Below are 17,813 nucleotides of genomic sequence, written 5' to 3'. Positions count from 1 at the left end.
AGTCCCCCCGCTTTCTAACAGGACCCGGATTTCCGGGATTTGGCATGGCAGTCACGACGCAAAGCAATCTCTCGATCACCCTTCCCGACGGCTCCACGCGCGGCTACGACGGTCCGGTCACCGGTGCCGAAATCGCCGCCTCCATCGGGCCCGGTCTCGCCAAGGCCGCCTTGGCCGTGAAGGTCGACGGCGCGCTGCGGGACCTTTCGCGGCCCATCGAGCGGGATGCGGCGGTGGAGATCGTGACCGCCGGCCACGAGGACAGCCTGGAACTGCTGCGCCACGACTGCGCCCACGTGCTGGCCGAGGCGGTGCAGGAACTCTACCCCGGCACCCAGGTGACCTTCGGCCCGGCCATCGAGAACGGCTTCTACTACGATTTCGCCCGCGAGGTGCCCTTCACGCCCGACGACCTGGTGGCGATCGAGAAGCGCATGCACGAGATCGTCGACCGCAACGAGGAGATCGTCCGCGAGGTCTGGGCGCGCGATGACGCGATCCGCTATTTCTCGGAGATCGGCGAGAAATACAAGGCCGAGCACATCGAGACCCTGCCGGACGACGTGGAGATCTCGATCTACCGCCAGGGCGGCTGGCTGGACCTCTGCATCGGCCCCCACCTGCCCTCGACGGGCAAGCTGGGCCATGCCTTCAAGCTGACCAAGATTTCCGGCGCCTATTGGCGCGGCGATGCCCGCAACGAGCAGCTACAACGCATCTACGGCACCTGCTGGGAGACGGAAAAGCAGCTCAAGGCCTACCTCACCATGCTGGAGGAGGCCGAAAAGCGCGACCACCGGCGCCTGGGGCGGGAGATGAACCTGTTCCACATGCAGGAGGAGGCCGCCGGCTCCGTCTTCTGGCACCCCAAGGGCTGGACCCTCTACCGCACGGTGGAGCGCTACATGCGCCAGCGTCTGGAGGCGGCTGGCTATGTCGAGGTGAAGACGCCGCAGCTCATCGACCGCTCGCTGTGGGAGGCCTCGGGCCATTGGGAAAAGTTCCACGAGCACATGTTCATCGCCGAGTCCGAGGACCGCTCCCTGGCGGTGAAGCCGATGAACTGCCCGGGCCACGTCCAGATCTTCAAGCAGGGCCTCACCAGCTACCGCGACCTGCCGCTGCGCATGGCCGAGTTCGGCTCCTGCCACCGCAACGAGCCCTCGGGCGCGCTGCACGGCATGATGCGGGTGCGCGCCTTCACCCAGGACGACGCCCACATCTTCTGCACGCCGGACCAGATCAACAGCGAGACGGTGATCTTCTGCGACCTGCTGCGGACCATCTACCGCGACTTCGGGTTCGACGAGTTGGTGGTGAAGTTCTCCGACCGCCCGGCGGTGCGCGCCGGCGACGACGCCACCTGGGACAAGGCCGAGCAGGCCCTGAAGGACGCGGTCCAGGAGGCCGGGCTGGACTACACCCTGAACCCCGGCGAAGGCGCCTTCTACGGGCCCAAGCTGGAGTTCGTGCTGCGCGACGCCATCGGCCGCGACTGGCAGTGCGGCACCTTCCAGGTCGATTTCGTGCTGCCCGAGCGCCTGGGCGCCAACTACATCGGCGAGGACGGCGAGAAGCACCGGCCGGTCATGCTGCACCGGGCGATCCTCGGCTCCTTCGAGCGTTTCCTGGCCATCCTCATCGAGCAGTACGCCGGGCGCTTCCCGCTCTGGTTGGCCCCGCAGCAGGCGGTGGTGGCGACCATCACTTCGGACGCCAACGGCTATGCCGAAGAGGTGCGGGCGGCTTTCGCGGCGGCCGGCCTGCGCGTCGCCACTGATTTGCGGAATGAGAAAATCAACTATAAGGTGCGCGAACATTCCCTGGCCAAGGTGCCTGTCATCGCCGTGGTCGGGCGCCGCGAGGCCGAGGAAGGAAAGGTCGCCTTGCGCCGCTTGGGCAGCAAGGATCAAGAGGTCCTTGCGCTCGGCGAAGCAGTGGCTAGGATCAGGGAAGAAGCAGCAGTTCCGGGTGCAGACGCGCCGCGGGGCCAATTGCTGTAGGTACGATGCGTTGATGCAGCAGATTTCGGGGGGCCGCGGACCGGGGCAAGCTCGGAAGCGCCCAGCCGGAGAAATGGGGAGGTCGCCGCTCTTGGCGGTGGGACCAGGGAAAAGCCTGAAAGGGACCCCCTATAACGGGAATAAGGAGCTTAAGCGATAGCACGCCCACCCTTTGACGCCACGCCGTCGCGCGACGGACCGCGTGTCAACGACATGATTACGTCGCCCCAAGTACGCCTAGTCGACCAGGATGGAGAGCAGGTCGGCGTCGTTACGATCGCCGATGCGCTGCGCCGCGCCGAGGATGCGGGACTGGACCTCATGGAGGTCTCGCCCAACGCCGATCCGCCGGTCTGCAAGATTCTCGACTACGGCCGCTTCCGCTACGAGGCCCAGAAGAAGAAGAACGAGGCCCGCAAAAAGCAGAAGGTCATCGAGGTCAAGGAGATCAAGATGCGCCCCAACATCGACACCCACGACTACGAGGTGAAGATGCGGGCCATCCACCGCTTCATCGACGAAGGCGACAAGGTCAAGGTGACCATGCGCTTTCGCGGCCGCGAGATGGTCCATCAGGACCTCGGCAAGCAGGTGCTCGACCGTGTCCGCGAGGAGATGGAAGAGAAAGCCAAGGTGGAGCAGTTCCCCAAGATCGAAGGCCGCCAGATGACCATGGTGATGGCGCCGCGCTGAGCGGCCCTCCCGTCTGAGCGCCCCCAGGGGCCGTCTCGGGGCGTGTTTCGTTAACCGCTTCTGCTGGAAAAGACCGGAAATCCAAGGATTTCTGCGGGTTCCGGGCGTGTGTGAGTCCCTTGCAATCCCCCCTCTGGGGGGCTATAACCCCGCGTTCTCATAGTGAGCGGTCCGGCGAAAGGGCATGCCCAGCCGCTCCAAGTGTCTCGTTTCGTTCGGAAAGGATGCAAAATGCCCAAGCTGAAGAATAAGTCCGGGGCCAAGAAGCGTTTCCGCTTCACCGCCACCGGCAAGGTCAAGTTCAAGCACTCGGGCAAGCGCCACATGATGCGCCGCCGCCCTCAGAAGATGATCCGCAGCACGCGCGCCATGAGCACCTTGAGCGATGCCGACGCCAAGATCGTCAAGCGCAACTTCCTGATTTACGCGAAGTAAGGGAGGCGACGACATGGCACGAGTAAAGCGGGGCGTCACCACGCACGCCCGTCACCAGAAGGTTATGAAGCGCGCCAAGGGCTACCGTGGCCGCGGCAAGAACGTCTACACCGTTGCGGTCGAGCGGGTCGAGAAGGGCCTGCAGTACGCCTATCGCGACCGCCGCGTTAAGAAGCGCAATTTCCGCTCCCTGTGGATCCAGCGCATCAACGCCGGCGCCCGCCTTCACGGCCTCACCTATTCCCAGTTTATGAACGGCATCAAGCGGGCCGGCATCGAGCTCGACCGCAAGGTGTTGTCCGACCTGGCGGTGCGTGAGCCCGAAGCCTTTAAGTCCCTGGTGGAGCAGGCGAAGGCCGCCCAGGCGTAAGCCTGGCGCCCCGAGCATTCCGGTAAACCAGTGACCCCCGTCCGCTAGAGGCGCGCCCGCCCGGGCAAGCACAGGGCAGCGGCGCGCCGGACGGGGCGGCAGAGGCGGATCGATGGAGAACCTCGAGGAACTGCAGAACAGCCTTCTGGATCGCGTGGCCGCGGCCGGTGATCTGGAAGCGCTGGAGTCTTTGCGCGTGGCCGCGCTGGGTAAGAAGGGCGAGGTCACCCAGCGCCTGAAGAGCCTGGGCGGCCTGTCGCCCGACGAGCGCAAGGAAGCCGGCCAGCGCCTCAACAAGGTCAAGGAAGCGGTCGCCGAGGCCCTGGAGGCCCGGCGCTCCGACCTGGAGGAGAGCGCCCTGGAGGCGCGCCTGGCCCGGGAGGCCGTGGACGTCACCCTGCCGGCGCGCGCGGCGGAGGCCGGCCGCATCCACCCGATCAGCCAGACCTTCGAGGAGCTGACGGCGATCTTCGGCGAGATGGGCTTCTCCGTCGCCGAGGGCCCGCACATCGAGGACGACTTCCACAACTTCACCGCCCTGAACATCCCCGAGGTGCATCCCGCGCGCCAGGAGATGGACACCTTCTACATGCAGCCGGCGGCCGACGGCTCCCGCAAGGTGCTGCGCACCCACACCTCACCGGTGCAGATCCGCACCATGCTGTCGCAGAAGCCGCCGATCCGCATCATCGTGCCGGGCCGCACCTTCCGCGCCGACCACGACGCCACCCACTCGCCGATGTTCCATCAGGTCGAGGGGCTGGTGATCGACAAGGCGAGCCACATGGGCCACCTGAAGGGCACGCTGACGGCCTTCTGCCGCGCCTTCTTCGGCGTCGACGACCTGCCGCTGCGCTTCCGGCCCAGCTATTTCCCCTTCACCGAGCCCTCCGCCGAGGTCGACATCGGCTGCAGCCGGGAGGGCGGCGAGCTGAAGATCGGCCCGGGCAAGGACTGGCTGGAGATCCTCGGCTGCGGCATGGTCCACCCCAAGGTGCTGGCCAACTGCGGCATCGACCCCGAGGAGTACCAGGGCTTCGCCTTCGGCATGGGGATCGAGCGCATCGCCATGCTGAAGTACGGCTTCCCGGACCTGCGCATCTTCTTCGAGTCCGACCTGCGCTGGCTGAAGCACTATGGCTTCGTGCCGCTGGAGGTCCCCTCCATGGTCCGCGGGATGTAGAGGGGGGATGTAGCGTCATGAAGTTCACGCTGAGCTGGCTGAAAGACCACCTGGAAACCGAGGCCTCCCTGAAGGAGATCACCGACAAGCTGTCGATGATCGGCCTGGAGGTCGAGGGCGTGGAGGACCGCGCCGAGACCCTGAGGCCCTTCACCGTGGCCTACGTGAAGGAGGCGCGTCCGCACCCCAACGCCGACCGTCTGCGCGTCTGCATCGTCGACACCGGCAGCGAAGAGGTGCAGGTCGTCTGCGGCGCGCCCAACGCGCGCACGGGCATGAAGGGCGTCTTCGCCCCCGTCGGCAGCTATGTCCCCGGCATCGACCTGACCTTGAAGGCCGGCAAGATCCGCGGCGAGGCCTCCAACGGCATGCTGGTCTCCGAGCGCGAGATGGGCCTTTCCGACGAGCATGAGGGCATCATCGACCTGCCGGAGGACGCCCCCCTGGGCGCGTCCTTCGCCGAGGTCGCGGGCCTCAACGACCCGGTCATCGAGATCGCCATCACGCCGAACCGCGGCGACTGCCTGGGCGTGCGCGGCGTCGCCCGCGACCTGGTGGCCGCCGGTCTGGGCAGGCTGAAGCCCTTCGACACCACGCGCCAGGCGGGCAGCTTCGAGAGCCCCATCAAGTGGCAGCGCGACCTGCCGGCCGACCGCCAGGACGCCTGCCCCTTCGTCGCCGGGCGCTATTTCCGCGGCGTGAAGAACGGCCCCAGCCCCGACTGGATGCAGGAGCGCCTGCGCGCCATCGGCCTCAGGCCCATCTCGGCGCTGGTCGACATCACCAACTACGTGACCTTCGACCTGGGCCGGCCGCTGCACGTCTTCGACGCCGACAAGGTGAAGGGCGACGTGGTCATGCGCTTCGCCGAGCCGGGTGCCGAGATCCTGGCCCTGGACGGCGACACCTACACCCTGGATGCCGAGATGGTGGCCATTCACGACGACAACGGGCCCGAGGGCATCGGCGGCGTCATGGGCGGCGAGCTTTCGGGCTGCCAGGAGGACACCACCAACGTCTTCCTCGAGGTGGCGCTCTTCGACCCGGACATGGTGGCCCGGACCGGCCGCAAGCTGGGCATCCATTCCGACGCCCGCTTCCGCTTCGAGCGCGGCCTGGACCCGCAGTCGGCGGTCTGGGGTGTGGACGTGGCCACGCGCCTGATCCTGGAGCTCTGCGGCGGTGAGGCCAGCGAGCCGGTGAGCGCCGGCGAGATCCCGCCGGAGACGCGGCGTGTCACCCTGCGCCCGGCCCGGGTGGCCGAGTTGGGGGGCATGGAGGTGGCGCCGGACCGCCAGGCCGAGATTCTGGAGCGCCTGGGCTTCCAGGTGGCGCGGGAAAACGGCGCCCTCGCCGCGGTGCCGCCGAGCTGGCGTCCCGACGTGGAGTCCGAGGCCTGCCTGGTCGAGGAGGTCATGCGCATCCACGGCTACGACGACATTCCCGAGGTCGAGCTGCCGCGCGACAGCTACCTGCCGCGCGCGGTGCTGACTCCGGCGCAGCGCCGCGTCTCGGCGGCGCGCACGGCGCTGGTCTGGCGCGGCATGCTGGAGGGCGTGACCTTCTCCTTCGTCTCCTCCAAGGAGGCGGCGCTGTTCGGCGGCGGCGCCGAGGCCCTGCGCCTGGCCAACCCGATTTCCGCCGACCTGGACGTCATGCGGCCGACGCCGCTGGCCAATCTCGCCACCGCTGCCGTGCGCAACGCCGACCGCGGCTATGGCGACCTGGCGCTCTTTGAGGTCGGCCCGCAGTACCTCGACGACACGCCGGACGGCCAGTCGACGGTGGCCGCCGGCCTGCGCGCCGGCGACGTCCAGCCGCGCCACTGGGCCGGCGGGGCCCGGCCGGCCGACGTCTTCGACGCCAAGGGCGATGCCGAAGCGGTGCTGGGCGCCTGCGAGGCGCCGGTGGAGAACCTGCAGGTCACCCGCGACGCGCCGGGCTGGTACCATCCCGGGCGCTCCGGCGTGCTGCGCCTCGGCCCCAAGGTGCTGGCCCAGTTCGGCGAACTGCACCCGCGGGTGCTGAAGGCCCTGGACCTGAAGGGCCCGGCGGTGGCCTTCGAGGTCTTCCTCGACGCCGTTCCGCTGCCGCGCGCCGGCAAGCAGAAGCGCGCCCTGCTGGAGCTTTCGCCCTTCCAGCCGGTGTCGCGCGACTTCGCCTTCCTGGTCGACGAGGAGGTGCCGGCGGAAAAGGTGCTGCGCGCCGCGCGCGGCGCCGACAAGGCGCTGATCGCCGGGGTCTCTCTGTTCGACGTCTATCAGGGCAAGGGCGTGGAGCCGGGCAAGAAGTCGCTGGCCATCGCCGTCACGCTGCAGCCGCGCGAGGCGACGCTGACCGATCAGGAGATCGAGGCGGTGGCGGAGAAGGTGGTGGCCCAGGTCACCAAGGCCACGGGCGGCACCCTCAGGGGCTGAGGGGGCAGCCCCTCGGCGAGGCGGCTGTGGGGCGGCGGTTCCGCTGTTCAGCGGGCCAGGCGGTACTCGCTTTCCGTGCAGCGGGCCCAAAGCTCGTCGGCCTTGCGGGCCCGTTCGACCAATTCCTTGGCCAGCTTGATATTACCGGCGGCTTCCGCCCGCGCGGCCAGCGCCCAAGTCATCGCGGCATATTCGCGTGCCTCGGCTTCGCTGATTCTCCGGTCCATAGTGAATTTTCCCTGCCCATCAACGGGATACGGCGACAAACGGCAGAGTCGGTCCAGTGTGGTTAACGAAAGGTTAAAAAGCACTTACCTGTGGTATTTGGGCACTTAGAGTTGCAGGAATGCAACAGCTGCTGGGCCGGGCGGCGTGGGCGCGAGAGGAAGACAAAGAAAAGGCCCGGTCCTTTGCGGACCGGGCCTGACTTTGATCTCGTGGCCGTTTGTCGGAGGGGGCGCTGCCGGCTGATCGACCTATCGCCTGGGCGCCGCCCGCGACCGTATCGGGAGCTTATGCCTCAGGTGCTGTACCACTGCATGCAGATGCGCGGGCCCTGATGTGCCTTGTTGCTCGCCTTGGTCTGGCGAATCGTCTTGTTGATGAAAGCCTCCAGCTCGCGGATGTGATGTTCCGGCACGCCGTGGCGGATCAGGTAAGCGCGCGACTTGCGGGCGTTCTTGTCGTAGGTCGCGACGTCCTTCTTACCCATCGCCTCGTAGGCTTTCACCATGCAGTAGTTCTGCTGGTACCAGCGGGCTTCGTTGCGCGCCGCCGCTGCGGGGGACGTCGTCGCCGCGAAGACGGCGCCTGCGATCGCAACACAGGCTGCCAAGCGAAGACCGCCACCCACGGATGTCAAATAACTTCCCATGAAACCTCTCCGCATCGTTCGTCCTCAGTGTACTGAGGCATGCGATTCTCCGTACCCCGCGTTGAGATTCAGTGAAGAATCGAGACAATGCACCCCAAATTCCGGGTAGATTATCAAAAATGCCCGGATACTCAAAGCTGAAGAAATCGGGGTTTCCCGGAGCGCGGCGTCAGAATTCGGGTGGTGGAACTGGCCGAGGGCTGCCAATGAAGCTCGACGCCGCGTTCGGCAAGAAAATCTTCCGCGGCCTGACGGGCCTCCGCGTGGGTCCTGGCGGTGCCCTGGCCGAAGCGGACGCCGCCCTGCGCGCCCTCGGCCTGGCGGCCTTGCTCGTAGCGGTAGGTTACCGTCCAGCGAAACAGCCGCTCTCCCCGCTCATGGGTAAGGTTGGACATCTCGCGCCACGGCTCGATGAGGATGTTGTGGCTCTTCACCTGGATCTTCTTCCTTCTTAACTGACGTCCCCTGACAACTGGCGTCGGAGAGCTAACACGACGTATCGCCCCGGTTGTGTGACGACTTCGAGACAATTTCAGGCCATGGCGGCGCGAGCCTTCCCGGAGAAGGCCCGCGGGCGGCGCTCCGGCGGCAGGCGACGGGAAGCGTTGATTAGCCGGGCGGCGCACCCTATCTTCCTGCGCGCCGAAACCGTTCCGGCGGCCCGGGGGCGATTTCCCGGGGCCCTATTTCCGAGGCAGTCCGCAAGCCAGCATGACCGAACTTTCCCATATCCGTAATTTCGCGATCATCGCCCATATCGACCACGGCAAATCGACCCTGGCCGACCGGCTGATCCAGCTCTGCGGGGGCCTCAGCGACCGCGAGATGAAGGAGCAGGTGCTCGACTCGATGGAGCTGGAGCGCGAGCGCGGCATCACCATCAAGGCTCAGACCGTGCGCCTCAACTACACGGCCCAGGACGGCCAGGTCTACGAGCTGAACCTCATCGACACCCCGGGCCACGTGGACTTCTCCTACGAGGTCAGCCGCTCGCTGGCGGCCTGCGAGGGCTCGCTGCTGCTGGTCGATGCCTCCCAGGGGGTCGAGGCGCAGACCCTGGCCAACGTCTACCTGGCCATCGACAACGACCACGAGATCATCCCGGTCCTCAACAAGGTGGACCTGCCGGCGGCCGAGCCGGAGCGGGTGAAGGAGCAGATCGAGGAAGTCATCGGCATCGACGCCTCCGAGGCTCTGGAAATCTCCGCCAAGACCGGAAAGGGCGTGGCCGAGGTGCTGGAGGCCCTGGTCCAGCGCCTGCCGGCGCCCAAGGGCGACGCGGCCGCGCCCCTGAAAGCCATGCTGGTGGACTCCTGGTACGACACCTACCTGGGCGTCATCGCCCTGGTGCGGGTCATCGACGGCAAGCTGACCCCGGGCATGAAGATCCGCATGATGGGCAGCGGCGCCACCCACCTGGTGGACAAGGTCGGCGCCTTCACGCCCAAGATGGTGAACCTGAAGGAGCTCGGCCCCGGCGAGCTGGGCTTCATCAACGCCTCCATCAAGTCGGTGGCCGACTGCAACGTCGGCGACACCATCACCGACGAGCGCCGCCCGGCGGAAAAGCCGCTGCCCGGCTTCAAGCCCTCGGTGCCGGTGGTGTTCTGCGGCCTCTTTCCGGTGGACGCCGCCGACTACGAGGACCTGCGCGATTCCCTGGCCAAGCTGGCGCTCAACGACTCTTCCTTCCTGTACGAGGCGGAGAGCAGCGCGGCGCTGGGTTTCGGCTTCCGCTGCGGCTTCCTGGGCCTGCTCCACCTGGAAATCGTGCAGGAGCGCCTGGAGCGCGAATTCGATCTGGACCTGGTCACCACCGCGCCCTCGGTGGTCTACAAGATCCACATGACCAACGGCGACCTGATCGAGCTGCACAATCCCGCCGACATGCCCGACGTGGTGAAGATCGACCGCATCGAGGAGCCCTGGATCAAGGCCACCATCCTGGTGCCCGACGAGTTCCTGGGACCGATCCTGAAGCTCTGCGAGGACCGCCGCGGCGAGCAGATCGACCTGACCTATGCCGGCGCGCGCGCCATGCTTGTCTACCGCCTGCCGCTGAACGAGGTGGTCTTCGACTTCTACGACCGCCTGAAATCGGTCTCGCGCGGCTATGCCAGCTTCGACTACCAGATCGAGGAGTACCGCGAGAGCGACCTGGTGAAGGTCTCCATCCTGGTGAACCAGGAGCCGGTGGACTCCCTCGCCATCATCGTCCACCGCGGCCAGGCGGAAAATCGCGGCCGCATGCTCTGCGAGCGTCTGAAAGGACTGATCCCGCGCCAGCTCTTCAAGATCGCCATCCAGGCGGCGATCGGCGGCAAGGTCATCGCCCGTGAGACCATCTCGGCCCTGCGCAAGGACGTCACCGCCAAGTGCTACGGCGGCGACATCACGCGTAAGAGAAAGCTTCTGGAAAAGCAGAAGGCCGGCAAGAAGCGCATGCGCCAGGTCGGCAACGTGGAGATCCCGCAGTCCGCCTTCCTGGCGGCGCTGAAGATGAGCGACAACTAAGCCGCGCTTGGCTCGCTAGTTCGGTTCCGGTCCACTCGGTTCGCCGGCGAAGCGGCGTCTATTTCTTGCCGCTGAAGCGGTGTCTATTTCTTGCCGCTGAAGCGGCGGGGCGTGCGTCCGCCGCCCCAGCGCCGGAACAGCAGCAGGAGGACGACGCCCGGCACCACGAAGACAGCTACCGCCGGCCACAGCAGCGCGGGTGCGAAGACGTTGTCCCAGAGGTCGACGGAAATCCGGCGCTCGATGCCGGCCTGCAGGGTGTTGAGGGTGGCGCTGCCCAGGGCCTGGTCGATCTCGAACCAGCGCTGGCCCAGCACGGCAAAGCCCCAGGCGCCGTTGTCGAGCGACGAGACGGCGTCCCAGCCCAGCAGCACCAGGGCGCAGAACAGCAATAGCCAGCCGATGACGCGGCCTACGATCATCCAATCCCCCCAATTCCGGCCACCGCGTTGGCCGGAACGTCCCGGATTCTCTGCCCCGCGCTGCCGCGGGACGTTCCGGGTTCGGCTCCGGCGGCCGCAGGCGGCCCCGAAAGACGCGATAGTAGCAGCCGTGGGGGGCTACGGCCAACCTCCGGGCGAGACTGTGCCCGCTCACAAGGCCTTGAAGCGGCCGTGCGGCTGCGGGGCGGTCCGGAAAGGCGCTGGGCGGCGCGGGGTGTGGAAGGCGTTGCATCGGGGGCCGGGCTCGGCTAGTTTCCCGCCCGCGCGCCCCTCGGAGAGCTCGGCGCGGGTCCGGCTCACCCCCGATTTACGGATGTGAAACCCGGCTCCGCTAAGACCCCTTGGGAATATAGGGGCCGTGCTGAGGAGAGGTGGCCGAGTGGCTTAAGGCGCACGCCTGGAACGCGTGTGGGCGGGAAACCGCCTCGTGGGTTCGAATCCCACCCTCTCCGCCACCCTACGCCTTCGGCTTCGGGTGGCAGGCCACTTAGGTGGACTGACACCTGAAGGCGTTTAGGGGTAGGAGTGTCTCCCGAAGCTCCGAGAGGAGCGCAGGGAGACTGGGCCATGACGTGGTATGTCTACTTCCTAAAGCTCTGCAACGACGACACCTACGTTGGGTCGACCAACGATCTGCGGCGCAGAGTCGATTCGCACCAACGTGGTCAGGTTCGCTCGACGAAGCCATTGCAGCCGATTGAGTTGAAGTGCTACGTGGCTGTACCGACGGAAAGCCATGCCCGCGAGCTAGAGACGTATTTCAAATCAGGCTCCGGCAAGGCGTTTGCCAAGAAGCGCTTCTTGTCGTGACCGCCGTCAAACCCACCCTCTCCGCCACTTCCAAGAAGAGTCCCGCGAGATTGCCGGGAGGGTTCGGCCCCTCAGCCTCTGAGCGATGCGCGGGCCGCCGATGCGCCTGCCTGCCTGGCGCGGCATTCACTGCGCGTCTGGCGAGGCATTCGCTCCGGCGCGCCGCCGCCACCGGCCGGCATAGGGCAACACGAACATGTAGAGGCCGGTGAGCAGGAGCAGGGCGAGGGGCAGCAAGGCCAGAAGGCCGATCCAGAGGTCCGGCTCTTCCTGCCCCATGGCGGCGATGTTGATGATCACGGCAAGGGTGAAGGCGATCGACAGCCAGCGATGGGCCTGCCGGATCCATTTGTTCAGATTCAATGAGACCTCCTGTAGCGGCGAATAAAGCGGCGCCGGCGTCAGTCCAAAGCCGCCAGAACCTGCTCCAGTTTCGTGAAGAACCTCGGCCACCCGGCCTTTGCGCCGTGGTAGTAGCGGGGATGGTCCGGCCGGAAGCCGGTCTGCTCCATGCGCAGGCGCGTCCCCGTGCTCGTCGGGGTGAGAGTCCAGGTGACGACGCTTTCGAGTTCCCCGGATGTCCAGGTGTAAGCCAGCGTCCGGTTCGGTTCGACGGCCAGGACCCGGCATTCGACCCTGCCCCAGTCGAAGCTGAGGTCGAAACGGTGGTCCGGGACGGGCTTGAAGTCGTTTTTCATCAACCACTCCTCGATCAGGTGCGGTTGCGTCAGGGCGCGCCAGATTTTTTGCGGGGGGTGGGCGATGTCGCGTTCGACAACAACCGAAAGCGTCTCGCTTGAAGCTTGCTTCATTGATCCATCCTGTTCAGCAGAGTCTCGAGGTCGTCGAAACGGCCGTCCCAGAATGCGGCCATTTGCTTTGTCCAGTCGGCCAGCGGGCCCAGGGCGCCGGGCCGCGCGCTGTAGTGCGCCTGACGCCCCGCGTGGCGATGGCGCACAAGTCCCGCCTGCTTCAGCACGGCGAGGTGCTTTGAGACGGCCGGCTGCGACACCTCGGCGGAAGCCGTCAAGGCCCCGACGGTCTGCTCTCCTTCGCGGCACAAGCGCTCGAAGAGGGCCCGCCGCGTCGGATCGGCCAGCGCCTTGAACAGGGCATCGTGAGTCGGCGGCATTTCAATTCATAACTCCGTGGTTATTCATTGATTAATAACCATCGAGTTATGGATCGGTCAAGAGGCAAGGTGGCGCGCTAGGAATGCCGAGGCTGCCGATGTGGGGCGGTCCAGTGCGCCTACACCAGCTCCGCGGGGATCAGGCCGCGCAGGGAGTTGCCGAGAAGGACCGCCTCGGCGTTGCGCAATTCGTCCAGGGTGAGGCGCCGCTCCATCGCTTCGCCGCTCTCCAGAAGTTCTTCGCGCAGGATGCCGGGCAGCAGGCCGCAGGCCAGCGGCGGGGTGATCAGCTTTCCCTCCAGGCGCGCGAAGACGTTGGTGATGGTGCCCTCGCAGACCTCGCCGGCCCGGTTCAGGAAGATCGCCTCGTCGATGTCCGCCGGCAAAGCTGCCCGGGTCTCGTCGTAGAGCCGGCGCTGGGTGGTCTTCACCTGCAGCCAGGGGTCCTCGGCGGCGAGACGCTCGGGGCTCACCGTCGCGCGCCAACGCGCCGGGGCGTCGCCCAGGGGGGTCACCGCAACCTCGGCCCGTCCCTGCCGGTCGAGGGTGAGGCGGCAGCGCAGGGCGGGCGCTGGGGCCGCCGCGACCGCACCGCCAAGCGCCGCTTCGCAGGCCGCGCGGTCGAAGACAATGCGCAGCTCCGCGCAGGTCCGCCCGGCGCGGGCCAGGTGTCGCGCCAAGCGGTGGAAGCCCGCCCCGGACTCCCAGCGCAGCGTCTCGATGACCTTCAGTCCGGCCGGCGCAAGTTGGTAAAGCGGGCTTTCCACAAAGCCTCCTCGTACTCGGCCGGGCCGGTGCTGTCGTAGACCACGCCGCCGCCGACATTCAGCGTCACCGCGCCGTCGTCGAACAGCGAGAGGGTGCGGATCGCGACGTTGAAGGCGGCCGAACCGTCCGGCGCCGCCCAGCCGACAGCGCCACAATAGGCATCCCGCGCCTGCGGCTCCAGCTCGCGCAGAATTTCCATGGCCCGCACTTTGGGCGCGCCGGTGACCGAGCCGCAGGGAAAGAGCGCCTGCAGCAGCTCGGGCAGGCCGATGCCCTCGTTAAGCCGGGCGCGCACCAGCGAGGTCATCTGATGCACCGTGGCGTAGTCCTCCACGGTGAAGAGTTCAGGAACCTCGACGCTGCCGATCCGCGCCACGCGGCCGATGTCGTTGCGCAGCAGGTCGACGATCATCAGGTTCTCGGCCCGGTTCTTGGGGTCGCTGCGCAGGAAGTCGGCCAGCGCGCGGTCCTCTTCAGGCGTGCGCCCGCGCGGCGTGGTGCCTTTCATGGGGCGGGTCTCGATCTTCCCCTCTGCGTCCACCCGGAAGAACAGCTCCGGCGAGCGCGACAGCAGCAGCGGTCCCGCGCCCAAGGCGACCAGGGCGCCGTGGCGCACCGGTTGCAGACGGGAGAGGGCGGCGTAGAGGCCCAGGGGCGTTCCCTCATAGCGCGCGCTCATGGGAAAGGTGAGGTTGGCCTGGTAGATGTCCCCGGCGGCGATATAGGCCGCCACCCGGTCGAAGGCGGCCAGGTACTCCGCTTGCGACCACTTCGGCTGCGGGGCGGAGAGGCGTGCGTCCGCCTCTTCGCGCCGGGCTGTCGTCAGCAGGGTCTCGGCCGTTTGCTCGTCGGGGCCGTCGAAGATGCCGAAGCAGAGCAGCGGCTGGCGGCGGGCTTCCGGCAGCAACGGCGCCAGCTTGGGCTCCAGCAGGTAGCCGAGCTCGTAGCTGCAGGCGCCGGCCAGCCACAGGCCGTCGTCGCGGGCTTGGCGCAGCGCCGCCAGGGCGGCCGGCACCTCTGCGGCGGACCAGGCGACGATCAGCCGCCGCGGCTCGGCGAAGAGCGCGGGACGGTCCGCCGGACCGGCGTCGAAGAGGACAAAGCGTTGTGGCACAGTCCCTTATCTCCGGCAGGGCCGGCTCTGGCAACCGGTGAATCGGCCCGGAATCCGAACCATCGGAGAAGGCAATCACAATAGGACCCGGCCGCGTCGGGGGGAATTCCATCTGCGGCCCGGAATGGCGCAGACCTGCCATGCGTGGCCCCGGCGCCGCTTGCCGGGCGACCGGGGCGGGCCTAACTTTATCGGGTTGCAACTCTAATGGCTGGACCTGCCCCCATGACCCTACGCCACGGCCGGGAATACCTGGCGATCCCCGGTCCCACCAACGTGCCGGACGCGGTGCTGAATGCCATGCACCGCCCAGCGGTCGAGATCTACACGGGCCCGCTGCTGGAGATCACCAGCAGTTGCCTGGAGGACCTGAAGCGCCTCTTCGCCACCACGACCGGACGCAGCTACATTTATGCCGCCAACGGCCATGGCGCCTGGGAGGCTGCACTGACAAACACCCTGTCGCGTGGCGACAAGGTGCTGGTGCTGGGCAGCGGCCGCTTCGCCACCTTGTGGGGCGACATGGCCGCCTTCGTCGGTATCGAGGTCGAGGAACTGTCCTTCGGCTTCCGCAATGCCGTCGACCCGGCCGCCGTCGAGGCGCGCCTCAAGGCCGACCGCGCCGGGGAGATCAAGGCCGTTCTCATGGTCCAGGTCGACACCGCCTCCAGCGTGATGAACGACGTGGCCGCGGTGGGCCGCGCCATCCAGGCGGCGGGCCACGGCGCCCTCTTCATGGTCGACGCCATCGCCTCGCTGGCCACCATGCCGTTCGAGATGGATGCCTGGGGCGTCGACGTCGCCGTCACCGGCTCGCAGAAGGGGCTCATGTGCCCTCCGGGTCTGGGCTTCAACGCCGCCGGCCCGCGCGCGCGGGCGGCGCATCAGCGCGCTGGGCTGCGCACGGCCTACTGGGACTGGACCAAGCGCGACGGCGCGCAGCACTATGAGAAGTACTGCGGCACCCCGCCCGAGCATCTGCTCTTCGGTCTGCGTCAAGCCATCGACCTGCTCTTCGAGGAAGGCCTGGAAGCGGTCTTCGAACGCCACCGCCTGCTGGCCGAGGCGACGCGCCGCGCCGTCGCGGTCTGGGGCGAGGGCGGCGCCCTGGATCTGAACATCGTGGCCCCCTCCGCGCGCAGCAACTCCGTCACCAGCGTCCGCACCGAGGGCATCGACCCCCAGGTGTTGCGCGACTACTGCAGCGAGGTTTGCGGCGTCATGCTGGGCGAGGGGATCGGGGAGCTCTCCGGAAAGGGACTCCGCATTGCGCACATGGGCCACGTCAGCGGCGCGATGATGCTGGGCACTCTGGGATCGATCGAAACCGCCCTTGGTGCGCTGGACATCCCTCACAGCAAGGGCGGAGTGCAGGCCGCCGTCGACTTCCTGGCCGGGGCCGTTTCTGCCGCGCCTGCCGAGGCTGGCCTGCGCAACGCCGGCGCTTAGCATTTCGCCTTCATCGCGTGAGTGCTGTGAGCGCTCCCGCCCCGACCAGCCAGCCCGCGCCGAATCGGTGCGCGACCCGGATATGCCGGGGGTTGCGAAGGTGGTGTGAAAGCGTCCCGCCCAGCAGGATCCAGGCGGCGTTGCTGATCACGATCAGACCCAGGAAGGTTGCCTCAATGACCACGATCTGAGGCAGTATCGGTTGGCTGGCCGAGATGAACTGCGGCAGGAAAGCCACAAAGAAAACGATGTCTTTAGGGTTCAGCGCCGTCACCATGAAGGCGTCACAAAAAGCCTTCTTTCGGCTGTATCCCTGCGTCGACTTTGCGGTCGCCGTCGCATCGCTCCGCCACAGTTTGATGCCGAGCCAGACCAAATAGCCGGCGCCAGCGAGCTTCAGGATCATGAAAAGCGATGCCGAGGCGGACAACACGGCCCCGGCGCCGAGCAGTGATACCGTCATGGCGGTGAAGTCGCCCAGCAAGACGCCGGGGACAGCGGCGGCGGCGGCCTTGCGCCCGTATCCCAGCGTATAGCCCAGCAGCAGCATCACCACCGGCCCGGGAACGGCGAGTAGCGCGGCGCTGGCGCCGACGAAGGCGATCCAAAGGTGAAGTTCCATAGCGGCCATCCAGAAGTAAATCTACGATCACGTAGCATTTTATCTCATAATATCAGTTTCTAAGCGGTGGAAATTTTTCCAAAGTGAAAGTAAAACTACGGTATGATATGGAATCGGATGCCGTCTCTCGCGGCTCTTCGGGGGTTCGATGCAGTAGCGCGCCACGGTAGCTATTCCGCTGCCGCGGCGGCCCTCAACGTGACCGAGGCGGCGCTCCGTCAGCACGTGCGAAAGCTGGAAGCCGATCTCGGGCAGGGTCTTGTCGAGCGGCGCGGTCGCGGGATCGAACTCACCGAGGCCGGGCGCGCCTTTGCCGGGTCCACCCGCAAGGCCTTCGACACGCTTTTCGCCGCGGTCGAGGACATGATCGGCGATGATGCCCGCCGGCCTCTGAAGCTTGCCCTGACACCGGCCTTCGCGGAGAACTGGCTGATGCCTCGGCTGGGAGAGTTTTGGGCCAGACATCCCGAGATCGAGCTTGAACTGGTGCCAAGCTTGCGGCTGGAGGATTTGCGTGCCGGACGCTTTGACATGGCAATCCGCTATGGTGAGGGCAACTGGCCGGGCTTGGACAGCGTGCACCTCGCTTCTGCTGAATACACGGTGGTGGCGCGGCCGGAAGTTGCCCGTGCCCATGCGGTCCGCGACATTGCCGACCTAAGAAAGCTCTCCTGGCTGTTCGAGTCCGGCCGCCAGGAGCACCGACTCTGGGCGGACGCACGCGGCATCGACTTCGACGCCGAGCACTACCGGCACTACCCGACCAACTCGCTGGTGCTCTCTGCGCTTCGTGCGGGACAGGGGGTCTCCTTGCAAGCCCGTGCCCTGATCCAACGCGACCTCGACGCGGGTATTCTTACCGAAATGTATTCGGAGCCGCGTGGCGCACTGGGGTATTACGTCGTCACCCATTCAATGCCGCGCCCGCTGGCGCGAACGTTCATAGCTTGGCTCGTGGAGGAGGCTTGAGGACGCAGCCTCCCGGG

General features: G+C 66.8%; 20 protein-coding genes and 1 tRNA gene. 11 read left to right on the top strand and 10 right to left on the bottom strand.

Translation table 11 applies throughout. The annotated features are described in order from the left end of the window. Positions 1-44: 44 nt before the first annotated feature. The 6 genes from thrS (at position 45) to pheT (ending at position 7,101) form a co-directional block, all read left to right on the top strand. A complete protein-coding gene (thrS, locus tag AAFN88_RS01985; RefSeq protein WP_347517826.1) occupies positions 45-2,003 on the top strand; it encodes a threonine--tRNA ligase in 1,959 nt (652 codons plus the stop codon). Between the two features lie 156 nt (positions 2,004-2,159). Then, positions 2,160-2,696 (top strand): translation initiation factor IF-3, encoded by a 537-nt coding sequence (infC, locus tag AAFN88_RS01980; protein WP_347521609.1) that lies wholly within the window; start codon positions 2,160-2,162, stop codon positions 2,694-2,696. Positions 2,697-2,927: 231 nt separating this feature from the next. After that, positions 2,928-3,131 (top strand): 50S ribosomal protein L35, encoded by a 204-nt coding sequence (gene rpmI, locus AAFN88_RS01975; RefSeq protein WP_193368895.1) that lies wholly within the window; start codon positions 2,928-2,930, stop codon positions 3,129-3,131. A 13-nt stretch (positions 3,132-3,144) separates the two neighbouring features. After that, entirely contained in the window at positions 3,145-3,501 is a 357-nt protein-coding gene (rplT, locus tag AAFN88_RS01970; protein ID WP_347517825.1) for a 50S ribosomal protein L20, read from the top strand. Between the two features lie 112 nt (positions 3,502-3,613). After that, positions 3,614-4,684 (top strand): phenylalanine--tRNA ligase subunit alpha, encoded by a 1,071-nt coding sequence (pheS, locus tag AAFN88_RS01965; RefSeq protein WP_347517824.1) that lies wholly within the window; start codon positions 3,614-3,616, stop codon positions 4,682-4,684. A gap of 17 nt (positions 4,685-4,701) precedes the next feature. Then, positions 4,702-7,101 (top strand): phenylalanine--tRNA ligase subunit beta, encoded by a 2,400-nt coding sequence (gene pheT / locus AAFN88_RS01960; RefSeq protein WP_347517823.1) that lies wholly within the window; start codon positions 4,702-4,704, stop codon positions 7,099-7,101. A gap of 47 nt (positions 7,102-7,148) precedes the next feature. On the opposite strand, the gene AAFN88_RS01955 is transcribed toward pheT, so the two are convergent. From AAFN88_RS01955 to AAFN88_RS01945, 3 genes are all read right to left on the bottom strand, one after another. Beyond that, positions 7,149-7,328 (bottom strand): hypothetical protein, encoded by a 180-nt coding sequence (locus tag AAFN88_RS01955; protein ID WP_347517822.1) that lies wholly within the window; start codon positions 7,326-7,328, stop codon positions 7,149-7,151. Positions 7,329-7,621: 293 nt separating this feature from the next. Next, on the bottom strand, positions 7,622-7,936 hold the full coding sequence (locus AAFN88_RS01950; protein ID WP_347517821.1) for a hypothetical protein: 315 nt from the start codon (positions 7,934-7,936) through the stop codon (positions 7,622-7,624). A gap of 170 nt (positions 7,937-8,106) precedes the next feature. Beyond that, a complete protein-coding gene (locus AAFN88_RS01945) occupies positions 8,107-8,409 on the bottom strand; it encodes a hypothetical protein (protein WP_347517820.1) in 303 nt (100 codons plus the stop codon). A gap of 277 nt (positions 8,410-8,686) precedes the next feature. On the opposite strand from AAFN88_RS01945, the gene lepA reads away from it, so the two are divergent. Further along, entirely contained in the window at positions 8,687-10,489 is a 1,803-nt protein-coding gene (lepA, locus tag AAFN88_RS01940) for a translation elongation factor 4 (RefSeq protein WP_347517819.1), read from the top strand. A gap of 83 nt (positions 10,490-10,572) precedes the next feature. On the opposite strand, the gene AAFN88_RS01935 is transcribed toward lepA, so the two are convergent. Next, positions 10,573-10,911, bottom strand: coding sequence for a hypothetical protein (locus AAFN88_RS01935; RefSeq protein ID WP_347517818.1), 339 nt, complete (start codon positions 10,909-10,911; stop codon positions 10,573-10,575). A 386-nt stretch (positions 10,912-11,297) separates the two neighbouring features. Here AAFN88_RS01935 and AAFN88_RS01930 point away from each other — a divergent pair. Beyond that, positions 11,298-11,387: transfer RNA gene (locus AAFN88_RS01930), tRNA-Ser, on the top strand. A gap of 112 nt (positions 11,388-11,499) precedes the next feature. Continuing rightward, positions 11,500-11,742, top strand: a complete 243-nt coding sequence (locus AAFN88_RS01925; RefSeq protein ID WP_347517817.1) for a GIY-YIG nuclease family protein — start codon at positions 11,500-11,502, stop codon at positions 11,740-11,742. A gap of 126 nt (positions 11,743-11,868) precedes the next feature. Here the strand turns inward: AAFN88_RS01925 and AAFN88_RS01920 are convergent, their stop codons facing one another. From AAFN88_RS01920 to AAFN88_RS01900, 5 genes are all read right to left on the bottom strand, one after another. Beyond that, positions 11,869-12,105, bottom strand: a complete 237-nt coding sequence (locus AAFN88_RS01920) for a hypothetical protein (RefSeq protein WP_347517816.1) — start codon at positions 12,103-12,105, stop codon at positions 11,869-11,871. 38 nt (positions 12,106-12,143) lie between these two features. Then, the gene (locus tag AAFN88_RS01915) at positions 12,144-12,554 is read right to left on the bottom strand and encodes an SRPBCC domain-containing protein (RefSeq protein WP_347517815.1); all 411 of its coding nucleotides are present in this window, start codon (positions 12,552-12,554) and stop codon (positions 12,144-12,146) included. Then, positions 12,551-12,874, bottom strand: coding sequence for a metalloregulator ArsR/SmtB family transcription factor (locus tag AAFN88_RS01910; RefSeq protein ID WP_347517814.1), 324 nt, complete (start codon positions 12,872-12,874; stop codon positions 12,551-12,553). Before AAFN88_RS01910 ends, AAFN88_RS01915 begins: the two co-directional genes overlap by 4 nt. Positions 12,875-12,993: 119 nt before the next feature. After that, positions 12,994-13,641, bottom strand: a complete 648-nt coding sequence (locus tag AAFN88_RS01905) for an aminotransferase class IV family protein (RefSeq protein ID WP_347517813.1) — start codon at positions 13,639-13,641, stop codon at positions 12,994-12,996. After that, a complete protein-coding gene (locus AAFN88_RS01900) occupies positions 13,602-14,756 on the bottom strand; it encodes an aminodeoxychorismate synthase component I (protein WP_347517812.1) in 1,155 nt (384 codons plus the stop codon). The genes AAFN88_RS01905 and AAFN88_RS01900 overlap by 40 nt, the downstream gene beginning before the upstream one ends. Positions 14,757-14,981: 225 nt before the next feature. Between AAFN88_RS01900 and AAFN88_RS01895 the strand changes: the two genes are divergently transcribed. Then, the gene (locus AAFN88_RS01895) at positions 14,982-16,205 is read left to right on the top strand and encodes an aminotransferase class V-fold PLP-dependent enzyme (protein WP_347517811.1); all 1,224 of its coding nucleotides are present in this window, start codon (positions 14,982-14,984) and stop codon (positions 16,203-16,205) included. Between the two features lie 10 nt (positions 16,206-16,215). On the opposite strand, the gene AAFN88_RS01890 is transcribed toward AAFN88_RS01895, so the two are convergent. Further along, the gene (locus tag AAFN88_RS01890; RefSeq protein ID WP_347517810.1) at positions 16,216-16,827 is read right to left on the bottom strand and encodes a LysE family translocator; all 612 of its coding nucleotides are present in this window, start codon (positions 16,825-16,827) and stop codon (positions 16,216-16,218) included. A 117-nt stretch (positions 16,828-16,944) separates the two neighbouring features. Here AAFN88_RS01890 and AAFN88_RS01885 point away from each other — a divergent pair, with 117 nt between their 5' ends. Continuing rightward, positions 16,945-17,796 (top strand): LysR family transcriptional regulator, encoded by an 852-nt coding sequence (locus AAFN88_RS01885; RefSeq protein WP_347517809.1) that lies wholly within the window; start codon positions 16,945-16,947, stop codon positions 17,794-17,796. The last annotated feature ends 17 nt before the right edge of the window (positions 17,797-17,813 follow it).

It is taken from the genome of Pelagibius sp. CAU 1746 (genome assembly GCF_039839785.1).
In the GTDB taxonomy this organism is placed as follows: domain Bacteria; phylum Pseudomonadota; class Alphaproteobacteria; order Kiloniellales; family Kiloniellaceae; genus Pelagibius.
Note: the sequence above shows the minus strand (reverse complement) of the source record. Positions and strands in the feature narration are given on the sequence as shown.